Source organism: Proteus sp. G2674, assembly GCF_009915195.1.
GTDB lineage: Bacteria > Pseudomonadota > Gammaproteobacteria > Enterobacterales > Enterobacteriaceae > Proteus > Proteus mirabilis.
In genome coordinates, this window is record NZ_JAABLS010000040.1 from 20,696 (window position 1) to 40,103 (window position 19,408).

Consider the following 19,408-nt stretch of genomic DNA (forward strand, 5'->3'; position numbering starts at 1 on the left):
TATGGCCGATACATCGTTCCACCTGAAAGTTGTCAGCGCTGAAAAGCATTTATATGACGGCGAAGTCAAACATATTCAGGTAACTGGTAGCGAAGGTGAGCTCGGTATTTATCCGCAGCATACCCCGTTATTAACTGCCATAAAACCGGGCATGGTACGTGTCGTAAAAACATCGGGTGAAGAAGAGTTTATCTACCTTTCAGGTGGTATTCTCGAAGTTCAGCCTACAGGCGTCATTGTACTGGCAGATACAGCTATCCGTGGTCGTGATTTGGATGAAGCGAAAGCGTTGGAATCTAAGCGTAAAGCTGAAGAACACATTCAATCCTCTCATGGTGATGTTGATTATGCTCAAGCATCAGCAGAATTAGCCAAAGCGATTGCAAAACTACGTGTAATCGAATTGACTAGACGCTAATGTAAATAGGCAGTCCATGAATAAAAAGCCAGTTAGTTATAGCTAACTGGCTTTTTTGCTTTCAGAAATATTTTGTGTAACGAAATATGTAGTATTATTTGGCATAAACAGGTTTACTTGCCATTCTTTACGGGAGTTATCAGGTTAATTATGTCTAATTCAGCTAAAAGTGTTGTTATTCTTGCTGCGGGAAAAGGTACCCGTATGTATTCACAGTTACCTAAGGTTCTTCATAAACTTGCGGGCAAATCCATGGTGCAACATGTCATTGATACCGCAAAATCCCTTGGTGCTCAACAAACCCACCTTGTTTATGGGCACGGTGGTGAACTTATGAAAGAAACATTAGGTTCACAACCTGTCAATTGGGTGCTACAAGCTGAGCAATTAGGTACCGGTCATGCTATGCAACAAGCCGCACCTTTCTTTGCTGATGATGAAGATATCCTAATGCTTTATGGTGATGTACCACTTATCACTAAAGAAACCTTAGAGCGTTTAATTGCGGTAAAACCTGCTGGTGGCATTGGTTTATTAACCGTTATTTTAGATAACCCTATGGGGTATGGCCGTATTGTTCGCGAAAATGGCGATGTTGTTGGTATCGTAGAGCAAAAAGACGCCTCTGAAGAACAATTAAAAATTAAAGAGATCAATACAGGTATATTGGTTGCTAATGGGGGCGATTTAAAACGCTGGTTAGCGAAGCTTGATAATAACAATGCTCAGAAAGAGTACTACATTACTGATATTATTGCGCTTGCACACCAAGAAGGTCGTAAAATCGAAACCGCTCACCCTACTCGTCATAGCGAAATGGAAGGGGTTAATAACCGCTTACAACTTGCCGCATTAGAGCGTATTTATCAAACAGAACAAGCTGAACGCTTATTACTTGAAGGGGTAATGTTACTTGATCCGGCTCGTTTTGATTTACGTGGTACGCTAACTCACGGAAAAGACGTGGTGATTGATACTAACGTTATTATTGAAGGTGAAGTCACTTTAGGTAATAACGTTGAAATTGGTACGGGTTGTGTACTGAAAAACTGTGTGATCGGTGATGGTTCGATTATCAGCCCTTATACGGTGATCGAGGATGCAAATTTAGCGCAAGAGTGTACTGTTGGGCCTTTTGCTCGTCTTCGCCCCGGCGCACAGCTGGCAGACAAAGCTCATGTTGGTAACTTTGTTGAGATGAAAAAAGCCAGTTTAGGCGTTGGCTCTAAAGCGGGCCATCTTACTTATTTAGGTGATACAGAAGTGGGTGCTAATGTGAATATTGGCGCTGGCACTATCACTTGTAACTATGACGGTGCAAATAAATTTAAAACTATCATTGGTGATGATGTGTTTATCGGCTCTGATACTCAACTTGTTGCCCCCGTTTGCGTGGCCAATGGCGCAACAATTGGTGCAGGTACAACATTGACAAAAGATGTCAACGAAAACGAATTAGTCATTAGCCGAGTGAAGCAAACACATATCTCTGGCTGGAAACGTCCGGTGAAGAAAAAACAATAATTTTAAGATAAGGGCGTATATTTCATTATCGCCCTTTTCTTGTACGCTATTATTCTAAAAACAAAAATATCCCCGTTTTCTACCATGGCTTGGGGAACAAAATAATCAGGTATAAAGACATCAAGTGCGAAAAACGCACAGTTTTAGGAATAACACAATGTGTGGAATAGTAGGTGCAGTTGCACAACGCGATATCGCAGAAATCTTAATTGAAGGTTTACGTCGTTTAGAATACCGCGGTTATGATTCAGCGGGGTTAGCTGTTGTAGATAATGATTGTCATATGACACGTCTGCGTGAAGTTGGCAAAGTACAGATGCTGGCAGAAGAAGCAGAAAAAACACAAGTTATTGGTGGTACAGGTATTGCTCATACCCGTTGGGCAACCCATGGTGAACCTTGTCAAGATAATGCTCATCCTCATGTCTCAGGCACTATTGCCGTGGTACATAATGGGATTATTGAAAACTACCAAGAGCTAAAAGCTGAGTTAATTAACCGGGGCTATCAGTTTGCCTCTCAAACTGATACTGAAGTTATTGCTCACTTAGTCAATTGGGAACAGCGCCAAGGTGGCACATTACGTGAAGTCGTACAGCGTGTGATCCCTCAATTACGTGGTGCTTACGGTACTGTCATTATGGATAGTCGTACACCAGAGCTATTAGTGGCAGCACGCTCAGGAAGCCCACTGGTCGTAGGTCTTGGTGTTGGTGAAAACTTCCTTGCTTCTGACCAACTGGCTTTATTGCCTGTTACTCGCCGCTTTATCTACCTTGAAGAAGGCGATATTGTCGAAATTACTCGTCGCCATGTGCATATTTATGATGTTAATGGCGAAGAAGTTAATCGTGATATTATCGAATCGAATGTGCAATATGATGCGGGTGACAAAGGTATTTATCGTCACTATATGCAAAAAGAGATCTACGAACAGCCTTTAGCCATTAAAAACACCCTTGAAGGGCGTTTAAAAGCAGAAAGTATTGATCTTAGTGAGTTAGGATCTAAAGCACCAGAGATCTTATCTCAAGTGGAACATATTCAAATCGTTGCCTGTGGTACATCTTATAATGCAGGTATGGTATCGCGTTATTGGTTTGAATCTTTAGCGGGGATACCCTGTGATGTGGAAATTGCATCAGAATATCGCTATCGCAAACCAGCGACTCGTCGCAATAGTTTACTGATAACCTTATCTCAATCAGGTGAAACGGCAGATACTCTAGCAGCATTACGCTTATCAAAAGAGTTAGGTTATTTATCATCGCTGGCAATTTGTAATGTGGCTGGCTCTTCTTTAGTACGCGAATCTGAATTTGTGTTAATGACTAAAGCAGGGGCTGAAATTGGGGTTGCTTCAACCAAAGCCTTTACAACGCAACTGGCTGTTTTATTAATGCTAGTGGCCTATATGGGACGCATTAAAGGTGTTGAAGCCCTTGAACAACAAGTTGCAATGGCGCTTCATGCACTACCTAGCCGTATTGAAAGTATGTTGTCGAAAGATAAAGTGATTGAAGCTTTAGCAGAAGACTTCTCAGAAAAAAGTCATGCACTCTTCTTAGGCCGTGGTGATCAATATCCAATAGCGGTAGAAGGCGCATTAAAGTTAAAAGAGATCTCTTATATTCATGCAGAAGCTTATGCGGCTGGTGAATTAAAACATGGACCTCTTGCTTTAATTGATGCTGATATGCCCGTTATCATCGTAGCGCCAAATAATGAATTATTAGAGAAATTAAAATCTAATATTGAAGAGGTGCGCGCTCGTGGTGGTTTACTGTATGTGTTTGCCGATCAAGATGCTGGCTTTGAAGAAAGTGAAACAATGAAACTGATTTCTCTGCCTCATGTTGAAGAGTTAATTGCGCCAATTTTCTATACTGTACCATTACAGTTACTTTCTTATCATGTGGCGTTAATTAAAGGGACTGATGTCGATCAGCCTCGTAACTTGGCTAAATCAGTGACTGTTGAGTAATATTATTTAATAGTTTATTGCCAATTTTGCCCCGTATCTTAATTTTAGGTGCGGGGCATTTTTAACTCACTATTATTTTTAAGTTCTTTGTTATTAAAAAACATTACAAAGATAAATACGAGTGTAAAAAGTGAATAGATTAAAAATTGCATAAGGTTTTTATTTTTTATCAGATAAATATATTATTACTATAAATATATCGATGAAAATTAAAATAAAATCAATAAGGTGTCTTTTTAATGTAACGCCTAAAAATAATAGAGATGTTATTAATAATCTTTCTACAATATAAATTTAAAATCTATATTTTATCTTTGTAATAATAGTCTAGTGACTAGCCATTTAAAAAAAATATAAATCAGTTTTAAATTTTCATAAAACTTTAATCATTGTCGCTTAATCTCTAGTCAATCATCATAAATTGGCGTGGTAAGCGATATGTTACAGTTCAATATAAACTCACAAAATGGCTCAATGCCACATATTCGTGTAGAGAATATTCAAAAGAGATTTAATCAATTTATTGCTTTAGATGGTGTTTCTTTAGAGATTAAACAAGGCGAGTTAGTCTGCCTATTAGGGCCTTCTGGATGTGGAAAAACCACATTATTACGTTGTATTGCCGGATTAGAAACACAAGATCACGGTAGTATCTTTAATTACGATAACAACATCTCACACCTTCCCCCTCAAGCCCGTGACTATGGGATCTTATTTCAGTCCTATGCATTATTTCCTAACCTGACGGTACAGCAGAATATTGCGTATGGTTTAGCCGGTCAGCCTCGTAATGTGATTAAAGATCGCGTTAATGAAATGCTGGAGTTAGTTGGTTTACAAGACCGAAAGAAAAAATATCCAGGAGAATTATCTGGCGGTCAACAACAGCGCGTGGCATTGGCTCGTGCTTTGGCTCCTGCCCCTTCTTTACTATTACTGGATGAGCCAATGTCGGCATTAGATGCACAAGTGCGTGAACATTTGTGTGTGGAGCTACGTAATTTACAGCAAAGCCTAAATATCACTACGCTAATGGTCACTCATAATCAAGATGAAGCCATGCTGATGGCCGATAGGATAGCTGTAATGAATAACGGCAAGGTTGAGCAGTACGGCAGTAGTGAAGAGATTTACAACCATCCACAAACACCATTTGTTGCAGAGTTTGTAGGAAAAGGTAACTGGTTACCTTTCAATAGAAATCAGCACGGTGAGGCGATGATTGGCTCACGAGAAGTCCAATTAAAACATACTGCAATACCTCATAATCAAGGGCGTCTCTTTTGTCGACCTGAATCAATCAAAATTAACCCAATAAAAAACAAACATAATCAATACGATGCCAATATACAAAATGTGGTGTTTTTGGGAAGTCGTTGCATTATGAAGTTTGAATTAGACCATTTACCGGGACATTTATTACAAGCCGAGATCTCTGCTGCTGAGCTACATAGTATTCAAAACGGTAAAGTTAAAGTGACTTTACCGGCTAATGAACTACACATATTTGCGTAAGGTAGCGAGATAATGTCAGTGATAGTACCTACCAAATCTATTAATCGTTTAGATAGTTTGTTTGTTGCTGGTGGTAAGTTATTTATTATTTGCTTACTTACTCTTGGGGTTTTATTGCCTTTATTGGCTATTTTCTGGCGAGGTTTTACGCCTGATATATCACAAGGTGGTGGTTTTCAGGCTGCCATTGATTTGTTCACCAGTGCTAATTTTCTGTGGTTGGTGGGTAACAGTATTAGTGTTTCGTTAAGCGTTGCTGTTATTACGGTGCCACTGGCTTACCTGTTTGCTTATGCTCTACATCGCACCTTGATCCCTTTTAAATCCTTGTGGCGTGGAATATCACTATTACCCTTACTCGCTCCTTCTATGCTACCGGGTATAGCATTGGTTTATCTATTTGGTAACCAAGGGCTATTGCGTAGCTTACTCACAGAGAGTATTTATGGTTATTGGGGATTAGTGCTTGGTGAGGTGATCTACACTTTTCCTCATGCGCTAATGATTTTACTCTCCGCATTATCTATGTCTGATGCTCGTTTATTTGATGCTGCATCTAGCTTAGGGGCCTCTTCTTGGCGCACTTTTCGTAGTGTCACTTGGTCATCGAGCCGACATGGGATTTTCGCAGCATTGTGCTTGGTATTTACGTTAACTATTACTGACTTTGGTATTCCGGTTGTCGTCGGCGGAGATTATCAAGTACTGGCGTTAGAAGCCTATAAAGCCGTGCTTGGTCAGCAACAATTTGGCCGCGGTGCTTTAATCGGTATGTTGTTATTGCTACCTGCATTGTTGACCTTCGGTGTCGATGTTTGGTTACGTAAACGTCAACGTGATGCAATGAGCTCGCGTGCCCAATTCTATTTGCCAAAAGCTAATTTTCAGCGTGACACGCTTTATCTAATATTTGTGATGCTTATTTGCGTGCTGTTTTTATTGGTATTTGGTACGGCAGTTTACTCCTCTTTTATTCAGTTCTGGCCTTATAACTTATCGTTTTCGTTACGTCATTATAATTTTGAAGGATTGCCCGGGGGCTGGCTCGCCTATACCAACAGTATTATTTTGGCATTTTACACTGCCACTATCGGCTGCTTTCTGATCTTTATGGGCGCTTACTTAATAGAGAAAACGGCTTCTCACTCTTGGCTTAACAATCTGCTACGTATGCTAAGTTTTGTACCGATGGCCGTTCCGGGGTTAGTGTTGGGATTAGGGTATGTATTTTTCTTTAACTTACCGAACAATCCACTGAACTTTTTATACGGCAGTATGGTGTTATTAGTGCTGTGCTCCATTGCACACTTTTTCACTACTGCCTATATGACTGCGAGCACGGCACTGCGCCAGTTAGATAAAGAATTCGAGGCTGCTTCATTATCCTTAAAAGCGCCTTTATATCGTCACTTTTGGCGTATCACTATTCCTCTTTGTTTGCCGGCATTATTAGATATTTATCGTTATCTATTTGTTTCTGCTATGACAACGGTTTCCGCGGCGATCTTCCTTTATAGCCCAGACACTATTTTAGCCGCGGTTGCGGTATTGAATATGGATGATGCGGGCAATATTGGTGGCGCGGCGGCTATGTCGACATTGATTTTAACCACCTCGGCAGGGGTTTCGATATTGTTATCTATTGCTTCGCAAGGTGTTATTCGCCGTACACAAGCGTGGCATCAGCGTGAAGCTAAGCAATAAATTTAAAGGTTTAATTCTCTCACATAGCAATACTAGGAAAATCGCATGATGTTAAAAAAACTGATACTTGCCACCAGCTTATTATTCTCTGCGGGAACGGTCTTTGCAGCGACTGAAATTACGGTATACACCGCAATAGAAAGTGAACAATTACAAGCTTATAAACAAGCATTTGAGGCTAAATATCCCGATATAAAAATAAAATGGGTAAGAGATTCAACGGGGATTATCACCGCTAAATTATTAGCAGAAAAAGATCGTCCTCAAGCCGATGTTGTGTGGGGATTAGCTGCATCAAGTTTAGCAATATTAAAAGCGCAAAATATGCTTGAGCCTTATGCTCCGGCGCAGTTAGATGATATTGATGTGAAATTTCGTGATAGCAACAACCCGCCAACTTGGGTTGGTATGGATGTCTGGGCGGCAACGATTTGCTACAACACGATAGAAGCACAAAAATTGGGGTTATCTAAACCCACTTCTTGGCAAGATCTCACTAAGCCTGAATACAAAGGCAAAATCGTTATGCCAAATCCGGCATCATCAGGCACTGGGTTTTTAGATGTAAGTGCTTGGTTACAAATATTTGGTGAACAAGAGGGGTGGGCATATATGGACAAGTTGCATCAGAATATTGGTCAATATGTTCATTCTGGCTCCAAACCCTGCAAAATGGCTGCATCGGGGGAATACCCGATAGGCATATCCTTTGAATATCCGGCGATCCAATTGAAACGACAAGGGGCGCCACTAGACATCATATTACCGCAAGAAGGATTGGGTTGGGATATTGAAGCAACGGCGATAATCAAAGGAACTAATAAGCGAGATGCCGCGCAAAAATTAGCTGATTTTTCCGCCTCAAAGGAAGCGATGAAGCTTTATAGTGCTAATTTTGCTGTATTAGCTAATACCAGTGTACCCGTAAGCCAAACAGAATTACCTCGCGATTATGCTCAACGTTTAATTAAAAATGATTTTATTTGGGCAGCTGAAAAGCGCGACACCATTTTAACTGAATGGCGTAAGCGCTATGACGGTAAGAGTGCAAAATAATTATTTTTTACTTTATTAATTAATAGATAGGGTGCGATGCACTCTATCTTGTTTAGGGTGTCATATGAAATTTGATATTGCGGTTATTGGTGCGGGCATTATTGGTTTATCTCATGCATATGCAGCGGCTCAGCGAGGTTTACGTGTTGCTATTTTTGAGCGCAGTTACACGCCTGTGGGCGCTTCTGTACGTAATTTTGGTCACGGATTAATTTTGGGTCAAGCGCCGGGAAAAATGCTAGATTTAGCAAAAAATAGTCGTGAAATTTGGGCAACTATGGCCAAACAGGCTAAATTTTTAACGCGTCAAAAAGGGACTTATCTATTAGCACGTACACAATCTGAGCAAGCTATTCTTGAAGCTTTTGTCGATGGTCGAGCTAAAACCTATGGTTATGATTGTGAATTACTTTCTAAAACACAATTAGCTACGGTTTATGGTGGTCAATTGCAACACCATAGAGCGGCATTGCATGGCAAAGAAGATCAGGTGCTATTTTCGCGAGAAGCGATCCCACAGTTAGCGGCTTATCTAGGCAGCTTAGCTAATGTAACGAGTTATTTTTCCACATTGGTACGGGATATTGATGTAGATACGGGGACATTGATCACCAGTAATGGCACATTTAGTGCAGAAAAGATCATTGTCTGCTCAGGGCACGATTATCAAACATTACTGGCTGACGAAATAAAAAAGCTTGACCCTATAGTTTGCCGCTTGCAGATGTTGCGAGTGACAGCAGAGCAAAATATTGGATTGGCGCATGCGCTAATGACGGGATTAAGTTGCACTCACTATGGCGCATTTGCTGATTTACCTGAGGCACAGGCTTTAGCGAAAGAAATTAAAATGCAATCGCCGTTGATTGAGCAGTATGGTATTCATTTATTAATTACCCCGACTCCTTATGGCGATCTTATTATTGGTGATTCTCATGAATATAGCTTAGATGCACAGCCTTTTAACAGCGAAGAGGTTGATAACCTCCTGATAGAGTTAGCTGAGCACACATTAGGTTGTTCGGTTCAAGTAAAAGAGCGTTGGCAAGGGGTTTATGGGGCAAAAGGAAAGGAGCCGATTTCAATTTTAACGCCGAGTGAAAAAGTCACTGCAGTATTGATGCGAACGGGTTTAGGAATGAGTGTTGGGCCTGGTTTAGGTGAACAGAATATTCGTCAACTATTTGATTAATCTTGCATTAGGGATGTGAAGTTATTTTTTAATTATAATGTCAGGTTACGAAGAGAGAATAAAAAAGAGATGTCTATTTTTTACACATCTCTTTTGCAATAACATATTCATTTGGTGCAAAAGCAGATGATTTATAACAACTATAATAGCCTTTAGAGGTTAAATCGAGAGCGACATAAATTGAAAAGAAAAAGCTAAAAACGATACCAATTATTGCTATTCCTGCGCATATACCCGCTACTTTATTATTCATTCTTTGTGTTTTTTTGTGTATCCACAAATAAAAATTAGATAAGAAAAATAGATAATCAAAGGGGCTGCAAAAAAAAACAACCCTGTTTGAAATGAGAATAGAATTCTATCTTTCATCATAAAATAGTTTTTGTAGTAGATTATGGAGTCATAGAAACAAAACAAAGCTAAAGAAAAAAGGAATATTGCAATTAAATACATTTTTAGAGAGTTTATTTTAACCATGACTAAAGTTTCCCTACTTTTCAGTTTTTAGCAAAAATTAAAACGTAAATAAAATGACCATATGATATATATAATAGTGATTGTAACATAACCCCATCTTAGTTTTTTATTTTTTTTCTAAAAAAGTAATAAAATACAAGGTATTAATATCAATATAGGCTCAGTAGCATATCTGACTATGAAAACTATTAGTACACATTATCAGATTTAAGAGATGTCTATTTTTTACACATCTCTTTTGCAATAACATATTCATTTGGTGCAAAAGCAGATGATTTATAACAACGATAATAGCCTTTAGAGGTTAAATCGAGACCGACATAAATTGAAAAGAAAAAGCTAAAAACGATACCAACTATTGCTATTCCTGCGCATATACCAGCTACTTTATTATTCATTCTTTGTAACTTTTTTTGGTATCCTAAAATAAAACTATAATATGAGAAATAGAGTATTAGAGGCGTTGCAAAAACTAAGAGCCCTGTTTGAAATGAGAATAAGATCCTATCTTCCATTAGAAAATAGGTTATGTAGTAACTTGTTGATATATAAATTGAAAAAATGGCTATAAATAGAATTGCAATAGAAGATAATATCAATTTTACTGGTTCTATTTTTATCAAAACTAAATTTCTCCCATTGAGAAAGATGGCGTTGTGGGATAGGGAAGGTCAGTTTTCAGCAAAAATTAAAACGTAAATAAAATGACCATATGATATACATAACAGTGATTGTAACATAACCCCATCTTAGCTTTTTATTTTTTTCTAAAAAAAGTAATAAAATACAAGGTATTAATATCAATATAGGCTCAATAACATATCTACCATTGAGTGGCAGTTGACAAAGATTATCAATATCACCTTCACCAATCATCCATTCATAGTCAGATATGGAAAGAATATTAATCAATATTAATAAAAAAATAAAATATAGAAATATAAAAGTGCGGAGTATTATTTTCATATTAAAGAATACCTAGATATATCTTTATATTCTCTATTGACCAATTACGCCCATTACTGCTTTATTGGGCGTTGGTATTAGATAATAGTTACGGCTTTTGATTATTAGCGATCCTCTGATTAATATCTTCTATCACCGCGGGTAAATTGGCAAGGGTATCAATAATATAATGAGCACCAGCGGTACGTAGTTTATTTTCAGCAATGCGCTTACGGTTTTCTATTTCTGCCTGTTCCATTGTTTGATATTGTTCAAAGGTGGCACCAAACTCATTGCCTGAAACAGATAACCCGACAGTCCACATACCGGCATTTAACCCTTCGGCAATACCTGTTACTGCATCATCGACTTTAACACAGCGTGCTACACTCATTACACCCAGTTCAATCACATTCTTTAACGCCATCCAAGGGCCTGGGCGAGAGCCGGCGACAATTTCATCACTAGCAACCACGCAATCAGGCTGATAACCATATTCAGCGGCTTTCGGTACTAATACATCCATTACGGCTTTAGGATAACCTGAGCAAGAGCCGATTTTAATTCCTTGTGCTCTTATGGTCGTGATAGCCTCAAGTGCTCCTTCAATCGGTTTAGCAAAATGTACCACTTGTGCAATTTGTAACGGCATAAAGGTGCGATAAATATGCTGTGCCTCTTTTTCACTTGGTGGGTGACCAAATTGGGCTGTCCAGCGAGTGCGAATATTAGGCTCGTTAAGTAAAGCACGAATATGATCGATTTTCCCCATCCCCATCGGCCCTCGTGCTTCTGATAAACTTATTTTAAAGTTAAAGGCTTGAGCAAAGGCATCGACAAAAATTTGTGTGGGGGCGAAAGAGCCAAAATCGACTACTGTACCAGCCCAATCTAAAATTACTGCTTCAACCGATTTATTCATATGTTTAGACCTACTATGTGAAATCATTATTAACGGCGAATGGGAAGAATGTAGAACATCCTACCATTAAAAAAATGGGTTATTGTGATGTCAATTTTAAGGGGGATTTATGACATAGGTATGTCATCACAATAAATTCCACCGCAAAAGTAGCTTGGCTCTCAACATTAGATACTAAAAAAAGTAAATAAAACTAATATAAAACACGATTTTAAGATCATCATTTAACGCATAAAAAAAAGAGTGGTTTTATTTATTAATCAATAAATTTTATTAGATAAGATAAAATACCTTTTATTATCATACATATTTTATATTGTATGATAAATTTATTACCGAGTTTTATTGTATTGTTCTTTCATCAAATAAAATTGAAAATAAATGTTTTTATTTTAATAATAGAGCGATTTTTCTTAATACAGTGTGTTAAAAAATTATTTTATTGGTTTTATTGTTTGTTTGATAAAAAATAATTTTGTTTTATTTTGTTTTTTTAGGTTTTATCAAAAAACAAAATAAATCTATTTAAAATAATGCTCTCTAAAAACAAGATAAAATAGTAAAAAGTATTTTATCTTAAACTTCTTTTCTATTTTTCAATGTTCTTATTAGCTTTAGATTATTTTATCTATTTCTATCATGTGATTTCTAGCAGATCTTATTCTATTTAATTAATTGTTATTATGGTTTTAAAAAATAGATGCAATCATATTAAATATATGTAAAGTTTAATGTGATGTTATTGATAAATAAATCCACATTTTATTTTAAGGCTAATGCTTTTTATCAAGCATTTTATTGCAGTTGATAAAGGCCATCTTGATTTAAATATCTAGCTAAAAAAGACAAATTATAATTACAAGAGGTAAATAAAATGCAACACACAATTAATTCACAATATGATGAAATGGTTGATTTTCTAAAGGAGTTAGTGAATATCGATAGCGGCTCTTATGATAAACAAGGGGTTGATGCAGTCGCCGATATTTTAATTCAACGCTACCAAAAATTAGGTTTTGTTGTTGAAGTATTTGAAAATGAACAACTAGGGAATAACTACCGTTTAGTTCATAAAGATGCCACAAACCCACAAATTTTTATTGCTGCACATTTAGATACCGTATTTCCTAAAGGAACAGTAGCAGAGCGTCCATTTAGTATCGATGGCTCCCGTGCCTATGGCCCCGGTGTTATTGATATGAAAGCCAGCCATGTTTTAACTTACTATGCGATTAATGCACTCAAACAAAGTGGCGATCTCTCTTATCAAAATGTTGAAATATTACTTAACTGTGATGAAGAAATAGGGTCAAAAACATCGCGTCATTTAATTGAAAAATATGCCAAAAATAAAGCTTATGCATTAATTATGGAGCCTGCTCGTGCGAATGGTGCCATTGTTAGCGCTCGTCGAGGTGTTGGAACTTATGAGCTGTTGATTGAAGGGAAAGCATCTCACTCAGGTATTGCACCAGAAGCAGGAATTAGTGCTATTCAAGAGCTCTCATACAAAATTCAGGCCCTACATGCGCTTTCTCGCCATGCTGAAGGTCTTTCCGTTAATGTCGGACTGATTTCTGGTGGTACATCTGTCAATACGGTTGCACCCCATGCACGAGCTGAAATCGATGTGCGTATTTCAACGGATGAGCAGGGTATTGAAATTGATAAGCAAGTCAGAGAAGTTTGTAGTCAACCTGTGTTAGCGGGGGTTAAATTAACGCTAAAAGGTGGCATTAATCGCCCTCCAATGGAGAAAACACCTGAAAGTGCCAATTTAATAGAAATCATTAAACAGCAAGCGGATTTAATTGGCTTAGCTATTGAAGATATTTCAACCGGAGGAGGATCTGATGCTTCATTTACTGCCGGTGTGGGTACGCCAAGTGTTGATGGTTTAGGCCCTATTGGTGGCTATCAACATAGTGATAAAGAATATCTCGATTTACCGTCATTGACCGAAAGAACAGTGCTATTTGCAAATGTTATTAAGCGTCTGTCTCAATAAGGTGAATGTATGGAAAAGAGTAAAAAAATAAAATGGGCTATGCCTGATGCCTTTATTATTATTTTTGGCATCGTTATTTTAGCGGCCATCGCCACCTATTTGATCCCCGCGGGAAGTTATCAGCGGGAAACCGTTAATGGATTAAACCGCGTTGTCCCTAATAGCTTTAATTATGTTGCACAAAATCCAGCTTCATTGATGGATGTGTTTTATGCAATTCCTGTAGGGTTAAAACAATCTGCCAGTATTATTTTCTTGATCTTTATGATTGGTGGCGCGATTGCCATTTATGATCGCACCCGTGCTATTGATTCAGGTATTAATGCGCTTATTGTTAAAACCAAAGGTAATTATCAATCTCTTATTATTACGGTTGCTTTTATTTTTGGTATGTTGTCATCCCTTGGGCTTGCGGCCAATGCCGTTATTGCGTTTATCCCTATAGGAATAGCCCTTTCGCGATCAATGAAACTTGATGCTATTACGGGGGTTGCAGTTGTTTATTTAGGCTATTATGCAGGTAATGCGGTTGGTGTATTAGATCCAACTATTTTAGGTACTGCACAAACATTAGCTGAAGTTCCTCTTTTTTCTGGTGTTATTTTTCGAGTTGTATTATTCGCTATCTTAATTGTTGTCACTATTGCCTATATTGTCTGGTATGCCAGACGTATTGCGAATGATCCAACGACCAGTTATATGTATGGAATAGCTAAAGATGATCCTGATTATGAACAGCCACACACTCAATCATTAGATAGTACCTTCTCATTGAGGCAAAAATTGAGTTTGGTGGTATTTATAGCGTTTATAGGTTTGTTTTTATATGGCGCTTTTGAATATAAATGGGGGATTGAACATCTATCAGCCATTTTTATTATGATGAGCATTGTTGTGGCGGCTATGTTTAAAATTGCCCCTAATGACTATATCAAAACCTTTATGAAAGGTGCTCAATCTTTAGTGTATGGGGCATTGGTGGTGGGGATCGCCAGAGCGGTTATTGTTATTTTAGATGAAGGACGAGTGCTTGATTCTATTGTACAAGCCACATTAGTGCCATTACAGCAAACCTCTCACTTTTGGGGCGCTCAATTACTTTATTTCTTTAATTTACTATTTAACTTGCTAGTCACATCAGGAACGGGACAAGCATCGATCGTTATGCCTATTATGGTGCCTATTCTCGATATTCTTGATCTTACACGTCAAACCGGTGTCCTTATTTTAAAACTCGGTGATGGCTTTACCAATATTATTACCCCAACATCAGGTGTACTTATGGCGGTACTGGCGGTAGGTAAAGTGCCGTGGACGCGTTGGGTTAAATTTGTATTCCCTATTTTAATGATTTGGGTCGTGATAGGTATGGCTGCAATTGGTATTGCTACCGCAATAAGTTATGGACCAGTGTAGCTTCGTACTAACGGATTATTAACGATAAATAGGTTATTAAGTATAAATAAAGTGCCGTTTGTTTAGTTACAAACGGCCTTTTTAAACCAACCTCATGGTGTCATCAGTTGGTGTTCAAACCCTGTGACTAATTGCTCTAAGCCAAAATTAAAACGCATAGCAAAATCATCAGCAAAAAGAATTTCTCTTACTTGCCAAGTTTGAGGGTATTTATCACGTACAATTTGTTCAAAAGCGAGTCGTTTTTGCATTAAAATTTCACTATCAATAAGCGTGATAGCTTGCTGTTCAATGCAACACCCTAAAATAAAATAGAGTAAGGTCATCGACATATTGCTCGCTAACTCAGCAGATGCACCAGACTGCATAATTAAAGTAATAAGCGTATTGTTTATACGTAACACATTCTCAGAAATCACATAGGTTCCGGCAAAAACTCTAGCACCATCACGATGTTGTAAAAAAGCTTCTCTTAGCTCTGTTGCTAGACGTTTTAGATCCGCTTTCCAATCTTGGCTATAGTGAAAATCAACAGCGACTTCACTGACTATACGATCTGCCATTCCCTCAATAAGCGTTTGTTTATTATCAAAATGCCAGTAGAGAGAGGCGGCTTTTATATGTAATGCATCTGCCAGTTTTCGCATTGTTAAGCCTTCAATCCCTTCTTTTTCCAGCAAAGAAAGCGCCGTATCCAACACATTTAATCGATCAATTTTAGGGCTTTTCATAAATAATTCTCATTTTCCTCTTTTCTATCTAACAATGTTAGTTTAACATATTTATCAAACCTAACAATGTTAGATTAAAGCAAAAGTTAAATATCACTAAGCTTTGCTTAGGAGTAGAAAGATGGAAAATATTCAATCAAAAAAAGAAAAAATCATGCAGTTAGTGATGGTTTATACACCTTGGATCACTGTGATATGTGTTGTTGCGTTTATTGGTATAGCGACTGCAGATTGGGATCGCTGGTGGAGTGATGCTCGTTATCAAACAACAGATAACGCTTACATAAAAGCGGACTCAACGATATTGAAATCACGAATGACTGGGTTTATTTCTCAGATTAATAAAGAGGATTACCAAGTAGTAAAACGTGGTGAGGTCATTGCTGAAATTAATAAGAAAGAACAAATATTAAATCGGCAAGCGGCATTAGCAGAGTATCAAAAAGCCCAATTAGCTTTAGATAATCTCACTGAAGAAATTAAAGAATATCAATTAAATATTGAGAAATTAGCTAATCGTTATCAAGCATCAGTTATTGATGTTACCCAAGCCAAGCGCAGCCCAATGTTGCGTAAAGATTTAATTAATAGTGGGGCTATCACACAACAAAATTATTTAGATGCTCAATCTGATTTGCAACGTTTAATGAAATTACAAAGTGCTGCGAAAAATGAGTGGGATCAGGCTAAACAAGCACTGGTATTACTAAAATCTCAAGAAAAAATACGTCTGGCACAAAAAGATATCGCTCAAACACAGTATCAGCAGGCTGAAACGGAGCTTTCATACGCGACTATTAAGGCTCCTTTCGATGCGCAATTAAATAAAATAAAAGTCAATATCGGTAGACTTGTGACTGCGGGTAGCGAAATTGTGACTTTAACACCGATTAACGATGTATACATTATTGCCAATTTAAAAGAGACACAAATAAAAAAAGTACAGCCAGAACAATCTGTTGCTATCAAAGTTGATGCTTTTCCTACCGATGTTTTTTCAGGAAAAGTGAGATATATCGGCGCACAAAGTAGTGGTGAGTCAGCTCTTATTCCTGCGGATAATGCCAGTGGTAATTTTACTAAAGTAGTACAACGTATTCCGGTTTATATCACGCTCAATAGTGATAACCGACACTTAGCTAAATTAAGAGCGGGTATGTCTGTGCAAGTGAAAATTGACACAGAAAGCCTTCCTGTAGAGGAGGGGGATCGCAGTGATTAAATTATTATCAGCAGCACAAAATCATCGTCCTATTTTTGTTGTTATAGCTGTTTTTACCGGAGCTATTTTATCAACACTCTTTGTACGTATGTTTTCTATCTCGTTAGCGGATTTAAGAGGCGTGTTTGGTTTAGATGTTGCCCAAGGATCTTGGTTGAATGTGGCTCTTAATATAGCTCAATTGATCAGTATGACTCTTGTGCCTTGGTTTATGGTGGTTTATGGCGCAGAAAAAATATTAATCAGTGCGAGTTTTATCCTTTTTTGTTGTGGATTAGCGGTTCCCATAATAGGACAACAGATTGGTTTTGGCGGACTTTTTATTGCTCATTTTATGATTGGATTTTGTATCGGAGTTTATTTGCCGATGACGATTTCATTAGCCTTAAAAAGTTTAAATCCCAATGTTTGGCTAATCGTTATGGCGGCTTATAGCTTACGTGTTTCTGTAGGAATGGATGCGGGAGTGGGGATCTCAGGAGAATTTGTTGACATATTGAATTGGCATTGGATTTATTGGTTATCCGCTATTTTCACCTTAGTCATCCTATTTTTTACCTGGTGGGGAATGCCTCTCTCACCTATTAATAAATCATTGCTCGCTCAAAGTGATTGGGGGGGAATGGCGCTTAAATGCTTAGGATTAACACTATTATATATTGGTGTCGTTCAAGGTGAATTGTTAGGTTGGTGGGATTCTGGGCTGGTCGTGTCTTGCTTAATCGGTAGCGCTATATTGATGGGGACATTTATTATTAGAGCTTATATTTATAAACAAAGCTTTGGCCACTTAAATTGGATCAAAGATAGTAATTTACGGCTCTGCTTTATTATTGCCTGTTTATATGGCTTTTTGATGTTACCTAATTCGTTATTTATACCTTCATTTTTGAGTGTTGTTGGTGGGTTGAAACCACTACAAATAGGTCAAGTTACTAATCTTGCCTTCTTTGTCTATCTATTATGTAGTCCAATAGCTATTTTTCTTGCACGGCGTTTAGAGCCACGATTAATGATGTTAATAGGTATTATGATTATTGGAGGAGCATGTTTAATCGGTCATCAAATTGATTATCAGTGGCGAGCTAATGATTTCTTTATTGTCATATCTATGCAAGCAATGGGGGAATGTTTGCTACTTATCGGATTAATTGCCTCATTTGTTACTAATATCAAGCCACAAGAAGCGTTACATTTAGGGGCATATATTTCGATAGCGAGAGTATTAATGCCAGCCCTTGCAGGAGCTATTATCAATACTTATTTGAGGATCTCATATGATACTCATTATGATTTGTTAAGAGGATACATACAAACTGGTGAGCAAAAATTAGCAGGGAATATTGCTGAACATTATCAAACAACGATGGCATTAGTAATAAGAGAAGCACATGTAGCCTCTTTTATTGATGGTTTTGATTTGATTATGCTCTTGGTTATTTTAGGTGCTCTTTGTATGTCATTTTTAAAATCGTCACCAGAAAATCCTGTTGTACCAAGGTTAGTAAAATAATTATTATAATAAAATATAAAAAACCTCGAATGACTATTTCGAGGTTTTTATATTTTATTTGGAAAAGTATTTTTATAATTATTACTTAACCATTAACTTTTATTTTTGCATCACCTGCTAATTTAAATCCATAACGACTTAAAGGTGATATTTTTATTTCTGTTAACTTTTCTTTTACATCAACTTTAATTTCTTCTTGAGGACGAATATAAAATTGACCAATACTATAACCGTTATTGCTTGGTAAAGAGCTAAAAGCGGGAGCCATACGAATAACTTGTTTACCATTATTCTTTAATATTAATTGATTATTGACTTGTTTTACTTCTAGATTTTTCCAAGGTTCACGCTCTATGGTTAACCCTTTTGGAATAATTAACATCGCAATATCTTGTCTGATAGGCATTTTTGTTGAATTGGCCTTTGCAACACCAATACCTTGAAAAGAGGCTTTTAAAATTTGTTCATCATCAAATTCAATACCGTCTTTTAGAATGAAATTAATATTCTGACTTTGATCTGGATCTATTCTTGTAATAGGTGGAGTTATAATAATATTTTTTGCTATTTCGTGTTGGTTATCTAAATCGCTGACTTTTGTTGATAATAAAATAGGTTCACTACCCGTATTTTTAACATTAAAAATCTTTCTTGGCTCTTCTGAATCTAAAATAACAGTCATGGTTTCCAATTGAAAACTCGCATGAGAAAAATGGCTTATTAATAGAATGAGAAAAATCATTCCTTTTAGTATTTTCATAATTAGACTATCCTCTTTGTA

Annotated in this window: 17 protein-coding genes; 11 read left to right on the forward strand and 6 right to left on the reverse strand. The window is 37.3% G+C overall.

The window, feature by feature from the left end:
* The first annotated feature begins 1 nt into the window (after window position 1).
* The 7 genes from GWI58_RS15855 (at window position 2) to GWI58_RS15885 (ending at window position 9,393) form a co-directional block, all read left to right on the forward strand.
* Window positions 2-418 carry a F0F1 ATP synthase subunit epsilon gene (locus GWI58_RS15855; protein WP_004246588.1) on the forward strand — a complete coding sequence of 139 codons (417 nt, stop codon included), beginning with the start codon at window positions 2-4 and terminating at the stop codon, window positions 416-418.
* Window positions 419-568: 150 nt separating this feature from the next.
* Entirely contained in the window at window positions 569-1,942 is a 1,374-nt protein-coding gene (gene glmU, locus GWI58_RS15860; protein WP_004246587.1) for a bifunctional UDP-N-acetylglucosamine diphosphorylase/glucosamine-1-phosphate N-acetyltransferase GlmU, read from the forward strand.
* Window positions 1,943-2,099: 157 nt separating this feature from the next.
* The gene (glmS, locus tag GWI58_RS15865) at window positions 2,100-3,926 is read left to right on the forward strand and encodes a glutamine--fructose-6-phosphate transaminase (isomerizing) (RefSeq protein WP_004246586.1); all 1,827 of its coding nucleotides are present in this window, start codon (window positions 2,100-2,102) and stop codon (window positions 3,924-3,926) included.
* Window positions 3,927-4,364: 438 nt separating this feature from the next.
* Window positions 4,365-5,441: a putative 2-aminoethylphosphonate ABC transporter ATP-binding protein gene (locus GWI58_RS15870; protein WP_161769354.1), complete on the forward strand. Its 1,077-nt coding sequence runs from the start codon at window positions 4,365-4,367 to the stop codon at window positions 5,439-5,441.
* Window positions 5,442-5,453: 12 nt separating this feature from the next.
* Window positions 5,454-7,145: a putative 2-aminoethylphosphonate ABC transporter permease subunit gene (locus GWI58_RS15875; RefSeq protein ID WP_049196601.1), complete on the forward strand. Its 1,692-nt coding sequence runs from the start codon at window positions 5,454-5,456 to the stop codon at window positions 7,143-7,145.
* Between the two features lie 45 nt (window positions 7,146-7,190).
* Window positions 7,191-8,201, forward strand: a complete 1,011-nt coding sequence (locus tag GWI58_RS15880; protein WP_004246580.1) for a putative 2-aminoethylphosphonate ABC transporter substrate-binding protein — start codon at window positions 7,191-7,193, stop codon at window positions 8,199-8,201.
* A 64-nt stretch (window positions 8,202-8,265) separates the two neighbouring features.
* Window positions 8,266-9,393: a TIGR03364 family FAD-dependent oxidoreductase gene (locus GWI58_RS15885; protein ID WP_161769355.1), complete on the forward strand. Its 1,128-nt coding sequence runs from the start codon at window positions 8,266-8,268 to the stop codon at window positions 9,391-9,393.
* Window positions 9,394-9,466: 73 nt separating this feature from the next.
* On the opposite strand, the gene GWI58_RS18025 is transcribed toward GWI58_RS15885, so the two are convergent.
* From GWI58_RS18025 to phnX, 4 genes are all read right to left on the reverse strand, one after another.
* Window positions 9,467-9,745, reverse strand: a complete 279-nt coding sequence (locus tag GWI58_RS18025; RefSeq protein WP_442958947.1) for a DUF1240 domain-containing protein — start codon at window positions 9,743-9,745, stop codon at window positions 9,467-9,469.
* A gap of 343 nt (window positions 9,746-10,088) precedes the next feature.
* On the reverse strand, window positions 10,089-10,385 hold the full coding sequence (locus tag GWI58_RS15900; protein WP_237611718.1) for a DUF1240 domain-containing protein: 297 nt from the start codon (window positions 10,383-10,385) through the stop codon (window positions 10,089-10,091).
* A 163-nt stretch (window positions 10,386-10,548) separates the two neighbouring features.
* Window positions 10,549-10,836 (reverse strand): DUF2645 family protein, encoded by a 288-nt coding sequence (locus tag GWI58_RS15905; RefSeq protein WP_017628742.1) that lies wholly within the window; start codon window positions 10,834-10,836, stop codon window positions 10,549-10,551.
* Between the two features lie 88 nt (window positions 10,837-10,924).
* On the reverse strand, window positions 10,925-11,737 hold the full coding sequence (phnX, locus tag GWI58_RS15910) for a phosphonoacetaldehyde hydrolase (protein WP_161769357.1): 813 nt from the start codon (window positions 11,735-11,737) through the stop codon (window positions 10,925-10,927).
* Between the two features lie 874 nt (window positions 11,738-12,611).
* Between phnX and GWI58_RS15915 the strand changes: the two genes are divergently transcribed.
* Together GWI58_RS15915 and GWI58_RS15920 are read left to right on the forward strand one after the other, a co-directional pair.
* A complete protein-coding gene (locus GWI58_RS15915; RefSeq protein WP_161769358.1) occupies window positions 12,612-13,745 on the forward strand; it encodes a M20 family metallopeptidase in 1,134 nt (377 codons plus the stop codon).
* Between the two features lie 9 nt (window positions 13,746-13,754).
* Window positions 13,755-15,161, forward strand: a complete 1,407-nt coding sequence (locus GWI58_RS15920; protein WP_161769359.1) for a YfcC family protein — start codon at window positions 13,755-13,757, stop codon at window positions 15,159-15,161.
* A gap of 92 nt (window positions 15,162-15,253) precedes the next feature.
* On the opposite strand, the gene GWI58_RS15925 is transcribed toward GWI58_RS15920, so the two are convergent.
* On the reverse strand, window positions 15,254-15,892 hold the full coding sequence (locus GWI58_RS15925) for a TetR/AcrR family transcriptional regulator C-terminal domain-containing protein (RefSeq protein ID WP_004246569.1): 639 nt from the start codon (window positions 15,890-15,892) through the stop codon (window positions 15,254-15,256).
* 121 nt (window positions 15,893-16,013) lie between these two features.
* Here GWI58_RS15925 and GWI58_RS15930 point away from each other — a divergent pair, with 121 nt between their 5' ends.
* A complete protein-coding gene (locus GWI58_RS15930; protein ID WP_161769360.1) occupies window positions 16,014-17,114 on the forward strand; it encodes an HlyD family secretion protein in 1,101 nt (366 codons plus the stop codon).
* The gene (locus GWI58_RS15935) at window positions 17,107-18,627 is read left to right on the forward strand and encodes an MFS transporter (protein ID WP_094960151.1); all 1,521 of its coding nucleotides are present in this window, start codon (window positions 17,107-17,109) and stop codon (window positions 18,625-18,627) included. The genes GWI58_RS15930 and GWI58_RS15935 overlap by 8 nt, the downstream gene beginning before the upstream one ends.
* Before the next feature lie 85 nt (window positions 18,628-18,712).
* Here the strand turns inward: GWI58_RS15935 and GWI58_RS15940 are convergent, their stop codons facing one another.
* On the reverse strand, window positions 18,713-19,387 hold the full coding sequence (locus tag GWI58_RS15940) for a fimbria/pilus chaperone family protein (RefSeq protein ID WP_094960150.1): 675 nt from the start codon (window positions 19,385-19,387) through the stop codon (window positions 18,713-18,715).
* Window positions 19,388-19,408: the final 21 nt, after the last annotated feature.